Below are 15,831 nucleotides of genomic sequence, written 5' to 3' on the forward strand. Positions count from 1 at the left end.
TCTCAGTGCGTCGAAGAAGGTTTTATATGCTGCAACCAGCGTTTTTCTGCCTTACGGAACAGGCTAATCAGGACGTATGAAATTATCAAATAAAGCACTGCCGCAATACCGAATGCGGTAAACGGCTGATAGGTTGCCGAGTTAATATCCCGGGCAATCTTCAGTAAGTCCGGCACCGTGGCGGTAAAGGCCAGCGCCGTGGAGTGCAGCATCAGAATCACTTCGTTACTGTACGCCGGTAACGCAATACGCAGCGCCGACGGCAGAATGATGCAACGGTAAAGCTTCACGGAGGAGAAGCCGTACGCACGCGCCGCTTCAATTTCACCGTACGGGACAGAGCGAATCGCCCCTGCGAAAATCTCGGTGGTATAGGCGCAGGTATTGAGCGTCAATGCCAGCACCGTACAGTTCAGACCGCTGCGGAAGAACGCATTGAGCATTTCAGTGCCTTTTACGATCTCAAGCGTGTACATCCCCGAATAGAACACCAGCAGCTGCACGTATAGCGGCGTACCGCGAAACACATAGGTAAACAACCAGATTGGGAACTGGATAAATTTATTGTTCGACACACGACCAATGGCAAGAAATACCGCCAGAATGCCGCCCATCACCACGGAGGAGATCAGAAGCCAGAGCGTAATGGCGACGCCGGTGAAGCGATAGCCATCTGTCCACAGCAGCGATTTCCAGTATTCCTGAATAATCTCAATCACAGATCAGCCCTCTTCACACCCACGGAGTAGCGACGTTCGAGCAGAAGCAGCACACCATTGGAGGCGGTCGTAAAGACCAGATAGATTACGCCACATACCACCGCAAAGTAGAACGGTTCCCAGGTGCTTTTGCCGGCAAGCTGGGTCGCTTTCACCACATCTTCCAGGCCAAGCAGAGAGACCAGCGCGGTTGCCTTAAGAATAACCTGCCAGTTGTTACCGATACCTGGAAGCGCATAGCGCATCATGGCCGGGAACATGATTCGACGAAACGTCTGTGAGGAGGTGAAACCGAATGCGGTTGCCGCTTCAATGTGGCCTTTCGGCACAGCCATATACGCGCCGCGGAAGGTTTCGGTGAAGTAGGCCCCGTAGATAAAACCGAGCGTAATAATACCGGCCACCATCGGGTCGATATCGATTTGTCCCATACCCATTGCGTCCGTCACGCTGTTAAGCGCAATCTGCAGACCGTAAAAGATCAGAAGCATCAGCACCAGATCGGGAACACCGCGAATCAGCGTCGTATAGCCTTCAAAAATCAGCGCCAGCGGCTTGTTAGCCGAAAGCTTCGCCCCTGCGCCCGCCAGACCTATCAGCACCGCCAGCACCACGGAGCTGAGAGCCAGCTCAAGGGTGACAAGCGCGCCCTGTAAAATAACGCCAGAAAATCCGTACAGCATACCGCGAGCCCTGTCGTATCGTGAGTGGTGGAACCGTGTCTTTTCCCCTCCCACAGTGGGAGGGGCTGCACGTTATTTGACGGGGCGATTAGCCGCCGTAAACATTGAAATCGAAGTATTTTTTCGCAATTTTCTCGTACGTGCCGTCAGCGCGCATTTCGGCAAAGGCTTTGTTCAGCGCTTCACGCAGTTCGTTGTCTTCCTTGCGCAGGCCCATACCGGTGCCTACACCAAACAACTTCACATCCTTGATGGATGGACCGCCAAACTTATAGTCTTTGCCGACCGACTGTTTCAGGAAGCCTTCGCTCGCCGCAACTTCATCCTGGAACGCTGCGTCAATGCGACCTGCCGTCAGGTCAGCGTAGATATTTTCCTGGCCCTGATAAGAGACGATTTCAATCCCTTTCGGCGCCCAGTGTTCGTTACCGTAGGTTTCCTGAGTGGTCCCCTGCAGCACGCCCACGCGTTTGCCTTTCAGCGACTCGAGAGTAGGCTGAATGTCAGAAGATTTGGCGACAACCAGACGTGAATCTGCCGCGTAGAGTTTGTCCGTGAAAGCAATCTCCTGCTGGCGTTTTTCAGTGATGGAGAGCGAGGACATAATCACGTCGATTTTTTTCGCTTTCAGCGACGGGATCAGCGCATCCAGTGGGTTCTCAACGTAGGTACACTGCGCTTTGATGCGTTTGCACAGTTCGTTGGCCAGATCGATGTCAAAACCAACCAATTCACCTTTAGAATTCTTCGATTCGAACGGTGCATAGGTAGGATCGGTACCGATTCGAATTTTCTGCGGAATTGCTGCGAATGCCGCGGTGGCGCTGGAAAAGGCCAGCACCAGAGAAAGTGACAATACTAGTTTTTTCATATCTGTCCTCAACAAACTGTCTACATACGGGATTTTTACGACGACGGGGTGGTGCTAATGTGCCATCAATCCCCTCCGTCAGGCAAAGAATAATGCCTTTGAGCCGGGATTTTTTGCATTATAAATGCGTAAGTATGCACACAGCGATCCAATACAGTGCATTAATTGCACCATATTGGATCATCCCGCCTGACAATGCACCTCAGCAGTGCATTGTCGTCAGGTATTAGTCACCGTAGACGTTGAAGTCGAAGTATTTCTTCGCCAGTTTGTCGTAGGTACCGTCTTTACGCAGCTCAGCAAACGCTTTGTCGAAGGCGGCTTTCAGCTCGGTATCGTCCTTACGCAGGCCGATACCCGTACCGTCACCAAAGTACTTTTTGTCTTTCACGGACGGGCCAGCAAAAGCGTACTCTTTGCCCGCTGGCTGTTTCAGGAAGCCTTCACTCGCGGCGACTTCATCCTGGAATGCTGCATCCAGACGGCCTGCCGCCAGGTCAGAGTAGATCAGATCCTGGTTCTGGTACGCCACCACATCGACGCCCTTCTCACGCCAGTTCGCATTGGCAAACCCTTCCTGCGTTGAGCCCTGAAGCACGCCGACATGCTTGCCTTTCAGCGAGTCGATGGTGGGTTGAATCGGGGAGCCTTTAGCGGCAATCAGACGTGAATCTGCAGCGTAAAGCTTGTCAGAGAAGGCAATCTCCTGCTGACGTTTTTCGGTGATAGAGAGAGAAGAGATAATGGCGTCGATTTTCTTGGCTTTCAGCGACGGGATTAACGCATCAAAGTCGCTGCCCACCCATGTGCATTTCACCGCAATGCGTTTGCACATTTCATTTCCCAGATCGATATCAAACCCAACGAAATCGCCTTTCGCATCCTTGGAAGAGAATGGCGCGTAGGTTGCGTCTGTACCGATACGAACTGTCTGTGGAAGCGCTGCGTAGCTACCTGCTGCCGCACTTAACCCCACCAGCAAAGACAGAGCCAGAACCGTCTTCTTCATACATTTACCCTCAAGTACCGTGATTTTATTATGTATTGTGTTGTGTGTTGTGTTGCAGGCTTCTCTTGCAGGTCTTATGCCACATTGCCGTCTGGTGAAAAGTTCGACGTTAAATATGTTAATAAAACGTTGCGATATTGCCTTAATGGTGAAAGATAGCAGGTCTGCCGAACGAACCGGAAAGAGAAAAAGGGAAAAAGCGAATTAAATGTCGAGGATATGATCGCCGTTGCATAATTGCCCTGAAACAGGGCACGTTATCTTTTCATGCACGCTGTGAGTGCACAGATTCAGGCACCCTGCCAGCGGGTGAAAAGGTCTTCAGGCAGGTCGATATCAAACTGATCGAGAACGCGGTTAACCGTCTGATTAATCACATCATCCAGTGAAACGGGCCGGTGATAGAACGCCGGTACCGGTGGCATGATCACCGCGCCGAGTTCAGCAGCCTGAGTCATTAAACGCAGATGTCCCAGGTGCAGCGGCGTTTCCCGCACGCAGAGAACCAGAGGACGACGCTCCTTCAGCACCACGTCCGCGGCGCGGGTGACCAGCGTGTCGGTATAGCTGTTTACAATGCCGGAGAGCGTTTTAATGGAACAAGGCAGGATAACCATGCCGGCCGTTTTATACGAGCCTGAGGAGATGCTGGCGGCGATATCGCGGGCATCGTGGACCACATCCGCCAGCGCCTGGACATCACGCAGTGAGAGGTCGGTTTCAAGAGAGAGGGTCTGACGTGCCGCCTGGCTCATGACCAGATGCGTTTCCACTTCTGCCACGTCGCGCAGTACCTGTAACAGACGTACGCCGTAAATCGCGCCACTGGCACCACTGAGCCCAACAATGAGTCGTTTCATGATTTTCGCCCTAACTGATTTCAGGGCAGACTGTGCAGGATTTTGCGGGGAGTTGCAAGTGAGGGCAAATGCCCTCACTTGCACAGACATCAACCTTCGTTGTGCATCTCTAAACTTTCGAGATCGTTTTGCAGCTGGACGGCTTTCGCATCGTCGTTGCGCAGCGAATCAAGGTAGTCGAGGTACTGCTGGTCAACGTCTTTCGTCACGTAAACGCCATTAAACACGGAGCATTCGAACTGCTGAATATCCGGGTTCTCAGCGCGTACTGCGTCGATAAGATCGTTCAGATCCTGGAAAATCAGGCCGTCGGCACCGATGATCTGACGAATTTCGTCCACTTCACGACCGTGAGCGATCAGCTCATTGGCGGTTGGCATATCGATGCCGTACACGTTCGGGAAACGAATTTCCGGTGCGGCTGAGGCCAGATACACTTTCTTCGCACCCGCTTCGCGCGCCATCTCAATAATCTGTTCTGAGGTGGTGCCGCGAACGATGGAGTCATCCACCAGCAGGACGTTTTTGTCGCGGAACTCAGCGCGGTTTGCGTTCAGTTTACGACGCACGGACTTACGGCGCAGCTGCTGACCCGGCATGATAAAGGTACGACCAACGTAGCGGTTTTTCACAAACCCCTGACGGTATGGCTTGTCCAGAATGCGGGCGATTTCCAGAGCGATATCGCAGGACGTTTCCGGAATAGGAATAACGACGTCGATATCCAGATCGTCCCACTCGCGGGCAATCTTCTCGCCAAGTTTAGTCCCCATGTTCACGCGCGCGCTATAGACGGAAATCTTGTCGATAAACGAGTCCGGACGGGCGAAGTAAACATATTCAAACAGGCACGGATTGCTCACCGGGTTGTCAGCACACTGGCGGGTGAACAGCTGGCCCTTCTCAGTGATATAGACCGCTTCGCCAGGCGCAACATCACGCAGGAACTCGAAGCCCAGGGTATCCAGCGCCACGCTTTCAGAGGCAACCATGTATTCGGTACGACCATCACCGAGATCGCGCTTACCGAGCACCAGCGGGCGGATGCCGTTTGGATCGCGGAAGGCAACCATCCCGTGGCCGATAATCATCGCCACGCAGGCATACGCACCACGGATCTGGCGGTTAGTCGCGGCAACGGCGGCAAAAATGTTGTCTGCTTCCAGCGGGTAGTGACGGAAGTTATCCAGCTCGCTGGCAAAGATATTGAGCAGAATTTCAGAATCAGAGGTGGTGTTAATGTGGCGACGTTTCTCTTCGAACAACTTCTTACGCAGCTCGTGCGCGTTGGTCAGGTTGCCATTGTGGGCAAGCGTGATGCCATACGGTGAGTTGACGTAGAAAGGCTGAGCCTCAGAGGCGCTGGAACTGCCAGCAGTAGGATAACGAACGTGACCGATCCCCATATTACCTTGCAGACGCTGCATATGGCGGGCTTCAAACACATCATTTACCAGACCATTCGCCTTACGTAAACGGAAGCAGTTGTTTGCATCAATGGTGATGATACCCGCAGCATCCTGCCCACGGTGCTGAAGCACCGTTAACGCGTCATAAATCGACTGGTTTACCGGCATGAAACCGGCGATACCGACAATACCGCACATTCGTCTTTTCCTCGTTAAGCCACATCTCAGAGCGCATTACGCTCTGGGCAAGAAACTCGACGAGCTTTGCAGATAGTCAAAGAACCATCTGATGATGAAACTGAACTCTGGAATGAGCTGCGATTTTTGCCAGTCTTCACTTTTGGAGAACCCGGTAAAGGTATCCAGGAAGAACAGGATCGCGGCCACAATCAGCACGCCTCGTAATGCGCCGAAACAGATCCCGAGTACCCTGTCTGTTCCTGACAGACCGGTTTTCTCGACCAACTGACCTATCACGTAATTTACGATAGCGCCGACAATCAGCGTCGCGATAAACAGCACCGCGATAGCGATTCCATTTCGGACCAGTTCATCTTCAAAGCCCGTGAACCAGACAGACAGGTAAGTGTAGTAATGACTGGCAACAAAGAAAGCACAACCCCAGGTTACCAGCGATAACGCTTCACGAACAAAGCCACGGATCAGGCTAACCAGACAGGAAAAACCAATCACCGCAATGATGGCGTAATCAATCCAGACCATATGTGTCCCACGATTTAACGCCCTGTCATCCAGTTCGGGGCGAATTCTAACAAAAAAGAAAACGTTTGCGTAGGGATTTCCTTCCCACGCGTAAATAAAAAAGGCGCTGAAAAAATGTTCAACGCCGTGGCTTTTTACGTCTCTGTGGACGTCTGCCGTCACTCTTCCCCCCACCCTCTCCTCACAGAAAGGATAAGGGTGAGGGAGGGGTTAGTTCGCGCTGTAGCTCATCACCACACCGCTCAGGCCGGAGATCTGCTTCAGCTCACCCAGCGATCCTTTAAGCTTATCTTTGGACGCTTCTGGCCCCACGAGAATACGGGTAATTTTACCCTGTACCGGCGTGGAAGGTGAAGTGTAAACACGATATCCCGCACTGCGCAGTTTACCCACTACCTCATTGACCTTATCGGCATTTTTCAGCGCACCCAGCTGCACGACGTAGGCTTTGCCCGTCGGTGCGGCTTCCTGCTGAGCCGGTTTCGCCGGAGGCGGTGTCTCAGTCGCTGCGGCAAGCTGTTCGCTCGTTTTATCTCGCTGCGGTTTCGGCTGCGTTTTTTCGACCGGCTTCGGTTTCTCAGCCGGTTTAGGCTGCACGACCGGAACCGGTACCGGATCGATATCGTTGGTGTTGCTCGCCGCCAGACGAGACGGATCAAGAGACGGCGCAGCCGCATCGCCTGCGCGAACCTCTTCCGCTGCGCCTTCCGGCGGCTGAGCAGGAAGGGCCTGTGTCGCCGCAGGCAGCATATCCGGCTCGTCGCGATCGCCCGGTTTCGGTACCAGAGGAATGGCTGCAAACTCATCCTGATAGTGCTTTTTCTGCCCGTCGAGCAGGCCCGGGAGAATAATGACTCCCAGCGCCACCAGCACTATTGTTCCTGCTAAACGGTTCTGAAACTTACTCGCCACCGGTTCTCCCCGCGTCCATCACTTCCATGACATGTGCCACCGTGTGGAACGAACCACACACCAGCACGGTATCTTCTGGTTTAGCATCCGCCATCGCGGCATGCCAGGCCTGAGCCACGCTATTATAGATTGCGCCTTTGCCGAGATGTTCCATCAACTGCTCAGCGGTCGCCCCGCGTGGCCCCTCCAGAGGAGCACAATACCAGCTATCGACCACACTCTCCATGCAGGCCAGCGTACCGCCAATATCTTTATCATGAAGCATACCGATAACCGCCAGCACGCGCCCGGTTTTTGGTAACGATTTGAGACGTCCCGCGAGATACGCCGCGGCATGCGGGTTGTGCGCCACATCGAGGATCAGGCGCGGTGACTCGCTGACAATCTGGAAACGCCCGGGCAGGATCGCCCGCTCAATGCCCTCGCGAATCGCCTGCTCGCTCACCGCCAGACCGCTTGCGCGCAGTGCCGCCAGCGCGGTTGCCGCGTTAGGCTGCGGCACCTGCGGCAATGGCAGGTTGTCCAGCGCGCCCTGCGCATCGCTAAAGCGCCAACCGTCTGCCTGAACCTCATACTGCCAGTCTACGCCACGGCGCAACAGACGCGCACCCGTCTCATTCGCCACCTCTGCAATGGTGTGCGGCATATCCGGCTCGCCGACCACGCCAGGTTTATTCGCCCGGAAAATCCCGGCTTTCTCGCGACCAATGCTTTCGCGATCCGGCCCCAGCCAGTCGGTATGATCCAGCGCAATGCTGGTCACGACGGCCACATCCGCATCCACCATGTTGGTGGCATCAAGACGCCCGCCGAGGCCGACTTCCAGAATCACCACGTCCAGCTGCGCCTGCTTAAACAACCACAATGCCGACAGGGTGCCGTATTCAAAATAGGTTAATGAAATTTCACCGCGCGCGGCTTCAATTTCCGCGAAAGAGGCAGTATGCGCTGATTCCGGCAGCTCGCGGTTTTGCACACGCACCCGCTCGGTATACCGCACGAGGTGTGGAGAGCTGTAAACGCCAACCTTATAGCCTGCTGCCATCAGGACTGATTCCAGCGTGCGGCACGTCGTGCCTTTACCGTTCGTTCCGGCAACGGTGAACACAAACGGCGCTGGTTTCAGTACGTCGAGACGCGCGGCAACCTGGCTTACGCGCTCAAGCCCCATATCGATGGTTTTACTGTGCAGGTTTTCCAGATAAGAAAGCCACGCGGCCAGGGGCGACGTGGCTTGGGGAATGCTTTTATTTTCCATGATGCCCGGTCATTAACAGTTGAGAAAGCAAAAGGGCAGCGCCATTCGGCCCTGCCCTTTTCAGTTATCAGGCCTCGGGTTCCTGATCCGGTACCACCACGCCTTCGCGCGGCTCATCCGGGTTCGGCGCTGGCAGATTCATCAGCTTCGCCAGGATGCTTGCCAGTTTCAGGCGCATCTCCGGACGGCGGACGATCATGTCGATAGCGCCTTTCTCGATGAGGAACTCACTGCGCTGGAAGCCCGGCGGCAGTTTTTCACGTACGGTCTGTTCGATGACGCGTGGACCCGCAAAACCGATCAGCGCTTTCGGCTCAGCGATGTTCAGATCGCCCAGCATGGCAAAGCTTGCGGAAACGCCACCCATCGTCGGGTCGGTCAGCACGGAGATGTACGGCAAACCGCGCTCCTGCATTTTCGCCAGCGCAGCAGAGGTTTTCGCCATCTGCATCAGCGACATCAGCGCTTCCTGCATACGTGCACCACCGGAGGCGGAGAAGCAGATCAGCGGGCAGTTGTCTTCCAGCGCCTGCTCAACGGCACGCACAAAGCGCGCACCCACGACAGAGCCCATTGAGCCACCCATAAAGGAGAACTCAAACGCGGCAGCCACCACCGGCATCGTGTGCAGGGTGCCTTTCATGACGATCAGCGCGTCTTTCTCGCCGGTCTCTTTCTGTGCAGAGGCCAGACGGTCTTTGTATTTTTTGGAATCACGGAACTTCAGCACGTCTTTTGGCTCAAGCTCGCTACCTAGTTCTACCAGAGAACCTTCGTCCAGTAGGCTATGCAGGCGATTACGCGCCGTCATACGCATGTGGTGGTCACACTTCGGACACACCTCAAGATTGCGTTCCAGCTCTGCGCGGTACAGAACCTGGCCGCAGCTATCACACTTCGTCCATACCCCTTCAGGAATGCTCGCTTTACGAGTCGGGGTTATGTTGCTTTTAATTCGTTCAATCCAGCTCATTGATAACCTTTCTGCCTGAACCTGGTCGTATGCCAGTTTTGCTATAAGAGGCGAATAATGCCATTTTTGCCTCCAACAGACCATGAATGTTGCACATTAAAACATAACAGCCCGAAACTTTGGATAAAAAAGTGGTCGAACCGCCAGTATGCATTTACTTCGCTTGCTTTGCTGCCGCACGTCGGTGACGAATAATCTCAATAACCCCAGGCAGTACCGAAAGCACAATAATCGCTACAATCAGTAACTTAAGGTTTTCCTGGACCACCGGGAGATCGCCAAACAGGTAGCCGGCATAGGTAAACAGCAACACCCACAGCAGCGCGCCAACAACGTTATATGCCGCAAAGTGACGATAGGACATATGCCCCATTCCCGCCACAAACGGTGCAAATGTACGCACAATAGGCACAAAACGGGCAAGGATAATGGTTTTGCCGCCATGGCGTTCATAGAACGCATGGGTTTTATCGAGATAGCTGCGACGGAAAATTTTCGAGTCCGGATTGCTGAAAAGCCGCTCACCAAACACCCGTCCAATCGTGTAGTTCACCGCATCACCAATAATCGCGGCGATAACCATCAACACAACCATCAGATGCACATTCAAATCGTTAGTCGGTAACGCGGATAACGCGCCGGCCACGAACAGCAGTGAATCCCCCGGCAGGAACGGGGTGACAACCAGACCGGTTTCACAGAACAGAATGAGGAACAGAATAGCGTAAACCCAGACGCCGTACTGCGCGACCAGCTCCGCCAGGTGAACATCAATATGCAGGATGAAATCAATCAAAAAACGTATTACGTCCATTTTGTCTAAGCCTTAATTGCACCTTTGATTAGTCCGCTAAAAACAGCGGGCCCATTGGCGGTTTCGGCAGGTCAAACCGATCCGGATAGTCTACCGAGACCAGATACAGCCCTTCCGCTTTCGCCGTGGCTGCCGCAAGCGTTCTGTCCTTCGCTGCCAGCAGTTCTGCAATCCAGCTCTCCGGCTGGTGTCCGGCACCCACTTCCATCAGGCTGCCCACAATATTCCGCACCATATGATGTACAAAGGCATTGGCTTTGATATCCACCACCACATACGCGCCATAACGGCTGACGTTTATGTGCATGACATTACGCCACGGAGTACGGGACTGGCACTGCACCGCACGGAACGAGGTAAAGTCATTTTCACCAATCAGACACTGCGCCGCACGATGCATACGTTCAGCATCAAGCGGTTCATAAAAATGCGTCACGCCCTGGCTTAACACCGCCGGACGTAGACGCTGATTGTAGATGACATAGCGGTAACGGCGCGCGGTGGCGCTGAAACGCGCATGAAAATCATCGGGAACATCTTTAACCCAACGAACCGCAATGTCTCCAGGTAAATTCGCATTCACCCCCAGCGTCCATGCAGCGTCCTTTCGCACAGCGGTGGTTTCAAAATGAATCACCTGCCCCGTGCCGTGAACGCCGGCATCCGTACGCCCGGCACAGAAAACGCTTATCGGTTCGTTCGCCACCTGTGAGAGCGCTTTTTCCAGTTTTTCCTGGACGCTGCGCACTTCATTTTGACGCTGCCAGCCATAATACTTACTGCCATCGTACTCAATACCGAGGGCAATTTTATGAACGGGCTTGTGATCCACTTCTGACATCAGTACAGGTACTCCTGCACGAGTTTCTCCGCAATTTTCACCGCCATCAGCGCGCCGCCAAAGCGAACGTTATCGGCAACTGACCAGAACTGGATCTGCTCAGGCATTCCGTAATCGTTACGCACGCAGCCAACAGACAGATGTGCGCTACCGGTCGCATCACCAACCTGCGTCGGGAACTCACTCTCTTCGGAGAGGGCGATATCCTCACCGCGACCAAACGCGTCACGCGCTTCTTCGGCGGCGAGCGGGCGCAGCGCTTCAAAACCGACCATCTGCGCGTGGCCGTAGAAGACAGGAGACTGCACGCAGCTGGCAGAGATCATCAGGCCGTCATCCTGCAGGATTTTGCGGACTTCATCGACAATACGGCGCTCTTCGCGCACGCTGCCTTCGCGATCCGGCAGCAGTGGCAGCATGTTAAACGCCAGCTGGCGACCAAAATAGTCGTCTTCATCAATCGGAACGCCGCTCAGCAATTTCGCGCTCTGCCCGGCCAGCGCGTTAACCGCTTGCTTGCCGTTGGCAGACGCAGACAGCAGGCTGGTAACGAAGATACGCGACAGGCCGCCTTCGTCGATCAGCGGTTTCAGCGCGGTAAGCAGCTGACTGGTCAGGCTGTTCGGTACGGCGATAACGTTGCGGTTACGGTAGTCTGCCAGCACAAACGGGTTCACATCCGGCACCACCAGCGGCACATCCGGCTCAAGCGCGAACAGGCCGCTTAAATCAATCACCAGACAACCCGAGTTGGTGGCCTCTTCAATGTAAGACGCCGTAGCCTCAGCACCGGCTGCAAAAAACGCCAGCTGCGCCTGAGTCCAGTCGAACCCGGCCGCATCCTGAACCATGACAGATTTACCGCCAAAACGCAGATGTTCACCCGCGCTATCTGTACGCGCCAGCGCATAGATATCACCCACCGGGAACTGACGCTCAGCAAGGGTTTCGAGCAGGGCTTCACCCACGGCACCCGTGGCACCTAAAATGGCAATGTTCCAGCCTTCAGACATGGTGGTTTACTCCAGAAATAAAAAAGCGTCCCTGTCGGAGTATCCAACAGGGAGCATTAAGAAGACATTAATGTGCCGGGTGATGAACGGCGTTAAAACCCAGTTTATGCAGCTGCGTCGCAGCCGTTGCGTCGTCGCAAATCACATACAGGGAAGACCACTCGCGGCGCTCAACATAGTTCTTGCGCAGCTTATCAAACTCACCCGGAATACCCGCCACTTTACGCAGCAGCGCGTCATCGCGGCGCACATCATACACCAAATGGACCAGTCGTTTCAGCGTTGCCTGATCGAGTGGTCCGTGCAGGGTGATGCGGCCAAACTCAGGGGCAGGCAGTAAGGTATCCAGCGCCACCTGCTGTGGATGGCCGATAAAGGCGCTATAGGCCTCAAAGACCTGCGTCGTGCCGCGGGCTTTTCCTTCAAGGGTATAACCGGCAATATGCGCCGTTGCGACGTCCACCTTGTTAAGCAGCGCAACGTTAAGCTCAGGCTCCGGCTCCCAGACGTCCAGCACCACGCTAAGCGCTTGCCCCTCTTCCAGGCAGTTCAGCAGCGCAAGGTTATCGACCACCGGGCCCCGGCAGGCATTTATCAGAATAGTGCCAGGCTTCAGACGACGGATCAGGGCTTCGTCAGCAAGGTGCAGCGACTTATAAGGCCCCTCTTTAAACAGCGGCGTATGGAAAGTGATCACATCGCACTGTGCAACCAGTTCATCCAGCGAACGGAAGTCGCCTTCATCACCGTTGTCTTTACGCGGCGGATCGCACAGCAGAGTACGAATGCCTAACGCCTCAAGACGTTTATGCAGGCGCCCGCCCACGTTGCCCACACCAACAATCCCGACGGTACGGTCCTGCAACGCAAAACCGTCGCGCTCTGCCAGCATCAGCAGGGAGGAGAAGACATATTCCACGACCGCAATGGCGTTGCAGCCCGGCGCGGCTGAAAAACCGATCCCCGCCTGCTTAAGCCATTTATCATCCACATGATCCGTCCCTGCCGTTGCGGTCCCGACAAATTTCACCGCTTTGCCGGAGAGCAACGCCTCATTTACTTTGGTTACCGAGCGCACCATCAGCGCGTCTGCATCATCCAGCTCGTTTACCGGGATCGGCCGACCCGGGACAGCCTTAACGTTGCCGAGGCGGCTAAAGAGCTCGCGGGCATAAGGCATATTTTCATCAACGAGGATTTTCACGTCTGAGTACCTGTTTGAGAGGAAGAAAACCCATCAAGTGTGCCATAATCTGGCCGCCAGGCATATACGTCTGCCAGGTTTACGCTGAGTTTTGACTTTAAGGATTTTTTGACGATGCAGCCCATTTCAGGTACGCCGCCGCGCCCTCCGGGTGAAGGCCCTGTCACGCCAAACGTTGCAGGCGAACAACCGCTATCCACACAACAGCGCACCGTGCTGGAGCGACTGATCACGCGTCTGATCGCGCTGACGTCGCAGCAAAACGCGGAAGTCTGGGCTGGGGTAAAGCACGATTTAGGTGTCAGGAACGACGCACCTTTGCAGTCGCGCCATTTCCCTGCTGCCGAGCAAAACCTGAACCAGCGGATTGATACTGCACAGCAGAATCACAGCACACGCCAGATTGTCTCGCAGCTGACCGAGCTGTTGGGCCATGGAAATAACCGCCAGGCGGTGAGTGATTTTATTCGCCAGCAGTTTGGTCAGACCGCCCTGAGCCAGCTGACCCCGGAACAGCTCAAAACCGTACTGACGCTGCTGCAAACCAATCAGCTGTCAATTCCACAGCCTCAGCAACGCCCTGCGACCGAGCGTCCGCTGCTGCCTGCCGAGCACAATACGCTCAAGCAGATGGTGACCAAGCTGGCCGCCGCCACCGGCGAACCGACGAAGCTTATCTGGCAATCAATGCTGGAACTCTCCGGCGTAAAAGCGGGCGAGCTGATCCCGGCGAAACAGTTTACGCATCTGGTGACCTGGCTACAGGCGCGTCAGACGCTCAGCACCCAGACCGCTCCAACCCTGCACACGGTTCAGGCGGCACTTAAGCAGCCGCTGGAGCCGAACGAATTTGACGCCATTCGTGATTACGCCCAGCAAACCTGGCAGGCCACACCGCAAACGGTACTGACCACCGCGCAGGTGCAGGATGTGCTCAATCAGATTTTCGTTCGCCGCGCCGAACGCGAAGGGGGCGTGCCGGAAGCACGAAACATTCAGCCAATCTACAATCCGCTGTTTGCGCCGGTGATGGAAACGTTCAGAACCCTCTCTGCCCGTCCAGGGTTGATGTTTATTGCGTTAATGATTGCACTGGCGATTTTCTGGCTGGTCGCATAACGGTTTCGCCCGGTGGCGCTACGCCTGCCGGGCCGACAGCATACCGGGGAAGGCTTGCCGCCCCGGCACTTAACCGCTAAGACTGACGAAACGCCACCAGCGTCACCACAATGCCCACAACCGCTGCAACCGCGCCCGCCAGGAAAACAGACGGATACCCGAACGATGTCGCTAACAGACCTGCCAGCGGCCCAGTTACCCCGTATGAGATATCCTGAAACGCCGCATAGCCGCCAAGCGCCGTGCCACGCACCTGTGGGGCGACACGTTTTACCACCTCCACGCCCAGCGCCGGGAAAATAAGCGAACATCCGCAGCCGGTCAATGCCGCGCCTAACAACGCTACGGACGCAACGGGTGCACTCCACAGTAACAGCAGACCCAGGGTTTCAATCACCAGTGATGCCACTGCAACCTTCACGCCACCAAAACGATCCGGCATCCAGCCGAACAGCACGCGCATTAAGACAAATGCGCCACCAAAGGCGGTCAGCGTAAAACCTGCCATCGCCCAGCCGCGGCTCACAAAGTAGAGCGAGACGAACGTACCAATTACCGCAAAACCGACGCCCTGCAGGGCCAGGCCAAGGCCCGGCTGCCAGATTTGACCCACCACGCTCCACAAAGACGGGCGCTCCCCTTTATGGGCAGGGACTTTACGCACCGGACCGTTGAATGCCCATGCCAGCAGCGGCAGCATCAGGGTGGTCGCTGCCAGCGCGGCAAAGCCAAAGTGGCTGTGGATAAGCAACCCGAGCGGGGCGCCTGCGGCAAGCGCGCCATAAATGGCCATGCCATTCCAGGACATGACTTTGCCGGAGCGTGCAGGCCCCACCAGTCCCATACCCCATGTCAGCGTACCGGTCAGGAGCTGGCTTTCACCAAAGCCCAGGATTAAACGCCCCACGATCAGCAGCGCAAATTTATACGCAGCGTCAACCGGCAGGAGAGCGGCCAGCAGCCATGCACCTCCCGCCAGACCACAGGCAAACATGCCCTGTAACGCCGAGCGTTTTGCCCCGTGCTGATCCGCCAGACGTCCGGCATAACCGCGGGTTAATACCGTAGCCAGGAACTGAATACCCACAGCGACGCCGACCATGGTGTTGCCATAGCCCAGCTCCTGATGAACAAACAGCGGGATCACCGGCAGCGGCAGGCCGACGGTCATATAGGTCAGGAACACCGCAAACGCGATGCGAAACAGCGAGACGTTCGCTGAAGAGGTTGTTTCTGTTTGAGTGACTGCAGTCATGCTTTACTCCGAAATGAAGAGTAAGGCGGGGAAAAACCACGCCCCCTCTTCCTGATAACCAGGATTTAGGTGCGTTGGTTGACGTTGAACGCTTACGCATTATCGTGAGGATAATGTTGAGGTAGGAAGTTTGCCTGCGAGATCAGCCGCTTGTCAATGCATAAAAAA

Annotated in this window: 16 protein-coding genes; 1 reads left to right on the top strand and 15 read right to left on the bottom strand. The window is 55.2% G+C overall.

The annotated features are described in order from the left end of the window. Positions 1 to 2: 2 nt before the first annotated feature. The 14 genes from BH714_RS11970 to pdxB all read right to left on the bottom strand — a co-directional run bounded on the left by BH714_RS11970 (position 3) and on the right by pdxB (position 13,289). Positions 3 to 719: an ABC transporter permease gene (locus BH714_RS11970; protein WP_008502590.1), complete on the bottom strand. Its 717-nt coding sequence runs from the start codon at positions 717 to 719 to the stop codon at positions 3 to 5. Beyond that, the gene (locus tag BH714_RS11975; protein ID WP_020883127.1) at positions 716 to 1,402 is read right to left on the bottom strand and encodes a histidine ABC transporter permease HisQ; all 687 of its coding nucleotides are present in this window, start codon (positions 1,400 to 1,402) and stop codon (positions 716 to 718) included. The genes BH714_RS11970 and BH714_RS11975 overlap by 4 nt, the downstream gene beginning before the upstream one ends. Before the next feature lie 88 nt (positions 1,403 to 1,490). Then, positions 1,491 to 2,273, bottom strand: coding sequence for a histidine ABC transporter substrate-binding protein HisJ (gene hisJ, locus BH714_RS11980; protein ID WP_040018043.1), 783 nt, complete (start codon positions 2,271 to 2,273; stop codon positions 1,491 to 1,493). A gap of 226 nt (positions 2,274 to 2,499) precedes the next feature. Beyond that, entirely contained in the window at positions 2,500 to 3,282 is a 783-nt protein-coding gene (gene argT, locus BH714_RS11985) for a lysine/arginine/ornithine ABC transporter substrate-binding protein ArgT (protein ID WP_014171026.1), read from the bottom strand. 290 nt (positions 3,283 to 3,572) lie between these two features. Next, complete coding sequence (locus tag BH714_RS11990) at positions 3,573 to 4,142, bottom strand: UbiX family flavin prenyltransferase (protein WP_040018044.1); 570 nt, start codon at positions 4,140 to 4,142, stop codon at positions 3,573 to 3,575. 89 nt (positions 4,143 to 4,231) lie between these two features. Continuing rightward, the gene (gene purF / locus BH714_RS11995; protein WP_014171028.1) at positions 4,232 to 5,749 is read right to left on the bottom strand and encodes an amidophosphoribosyltransferase; all 1,518 of its coding nucleotides are present in this window, start codon (positions 5,747 to 5,749) and stop codon (positions 4,232 to 4,234) included. Positions 5,750 to 5,785: 36 nt separating this feature from the next. Then, positions 5,786 to 6,274 carry a colicin V production protein gene (gene cvpA, locus BH714_RS12000; protein ID WP_000262116.1) on the bottom strand — a complete coding sequence of 163 codons (489 nt, stop codon included), beginning with the start codon at positions 6,272 to 6,274 and terminating at the stop codon, positions 5,786 to 5,788. A gap of 210 nt (positions 6,275 to 6,484) precedes the next feature. After that, the gene (gene dedD, locus BH714_RS12005; protein WP_014171030.1) at positions 6,485 to 7,186 is read right to left on the bottom strand and encodes a cell division protein DedD; all 702 of its coding nucleotides are present in this window, start codon (positions 7,184 to 7,186) and stop codon (positions 6,485 to 6,487) included. Beyond that, positions 7,176 to 8,444, bottom strand: a complete 1,269-nt coding sequence (gene folC, locus BH714_RS12010) for a bifunctional tetrahydrofolate synthase/dihydrofolate synthase (protein WP_040018046.1) — start codon at positions 8,442 to 8,444, stop codon at positions 7,176 to 7,178. The genes dedD and folC overlap by 11 nt, the downstream gene beginning before the upstream one ends. A 67-nt stretch (positions 8,445 to 8,511) precedes the next feature. Next, the gene (gene accD, locus BH714_RS12015) at positions 8,512 to 9,417 is read right to left on the bottom strand and encodes an acetyl-CoA carboxylase, carboxyltransferase subunit beta (RefSeq protein ID WP_020883123.1); all 906 of its coding nucleotides are present in this window, start codon (positions 9,415 to 9,417) and stop codon (positions 8,512 to 8,514) included. Between the two features lie 154 nt (positions 9,418 to 9,571). Then, complete coding sequence (locus tag BH714_RS12020; RefSeq protein ID WP_020883122.1) at positions 9,572 to 10,231, bottom strand: DedA family protein; 660 nt, start codon at positions 10,229 to 10,231, stop codon at positions 9,572 to 9,574. A 28-nt stretch (positions 10,232 to 10,259) separates the two neighbouring features. Beyond that, the gene (gene truA / locus BH714_RS12025) at positions 10,260 to 11,072 is read right to left on the bottom strand and encodes a tRNA pseudouridine(38-40) synthase TruA (protein WP_040018047.1); all 813 of its coding nucleotides are present in this window, start codon (positions 11,070 to 11,072) and stop codon (positions 10,260 to 10,262) included. Further along, positions 11,072 to 12,085: an aspartate-semialdehyde dehydrogenase gene (locus tag BH714_RS12030; RefSeq protein WP_014171035.1), complete on the bottom strand. Its 1,014-nt coding sequence runs from the start codon at positions 12,083 to 12,085 to the stop codon at positions 11,072 to 11,074. The genes truA and BH714_RS12030 overlap by 1 nt, the downstream gene beginning before the upstream one ends. A 67-nt stretch (positions 12,086 to 12,152) precedes the next feature. Next, on the bottom strand, positions 12,153 to 13,289 hold the full coding sequence (gene pdxB / locus BH714_RS12035; RefSeq protein ID WP_040018048.1) for a 4-phosphoerythronate dehydrogenase PdxB: 1,137 nt from the start codon (positions 13,287 to 13,289) through the stop codon (positions 12,153 to 12,155). A gap of 114 nt (positions 13,290 to 13,403) precedes the next feature. Here pdxB and flk point away from each other — a divergent pair, with 114 nt between their 5' ends. Next, entirely contained in the window at positions 13,404 to 14,408 is a 1,005-nt protein-coding gene (gene flk / locus BH714_RS12040; protein WP_040018049.1) for a flagella biosynthesis regulator Flk, read from the top strand. A 76-nt stretch (positions 14,409 to 14,484) separates the two neighbouring features. On the opposite strand, the gene BH714_RS12045 is transcribed toward flk, so the two are convergent. After that, positions 14,485 to 15,663: an MFS transporter gene (locus BH714_RS12045; RefSeq protein WP_020883117.1), complete on the bottom strand. Its 1,179-nt coding sequence runs from the start codon at positions 15,661 to 15,663 to the stop codon at positions 14,485 to 14,487. Between the last annotated feature and the right edge of the window lie 168 nt (positions 15,664 to 15,831).

It is taken from the genome of Enterobacter ludwigii (assembly GCF_001750725.1).
Taxonomy (GTDB): Bacteria; Pseudomonadota; Gammaproteobacteria; order Enterobacterales; family Enterobacteriaceae; genus Enterobacter; species Enterobacter ludwigii.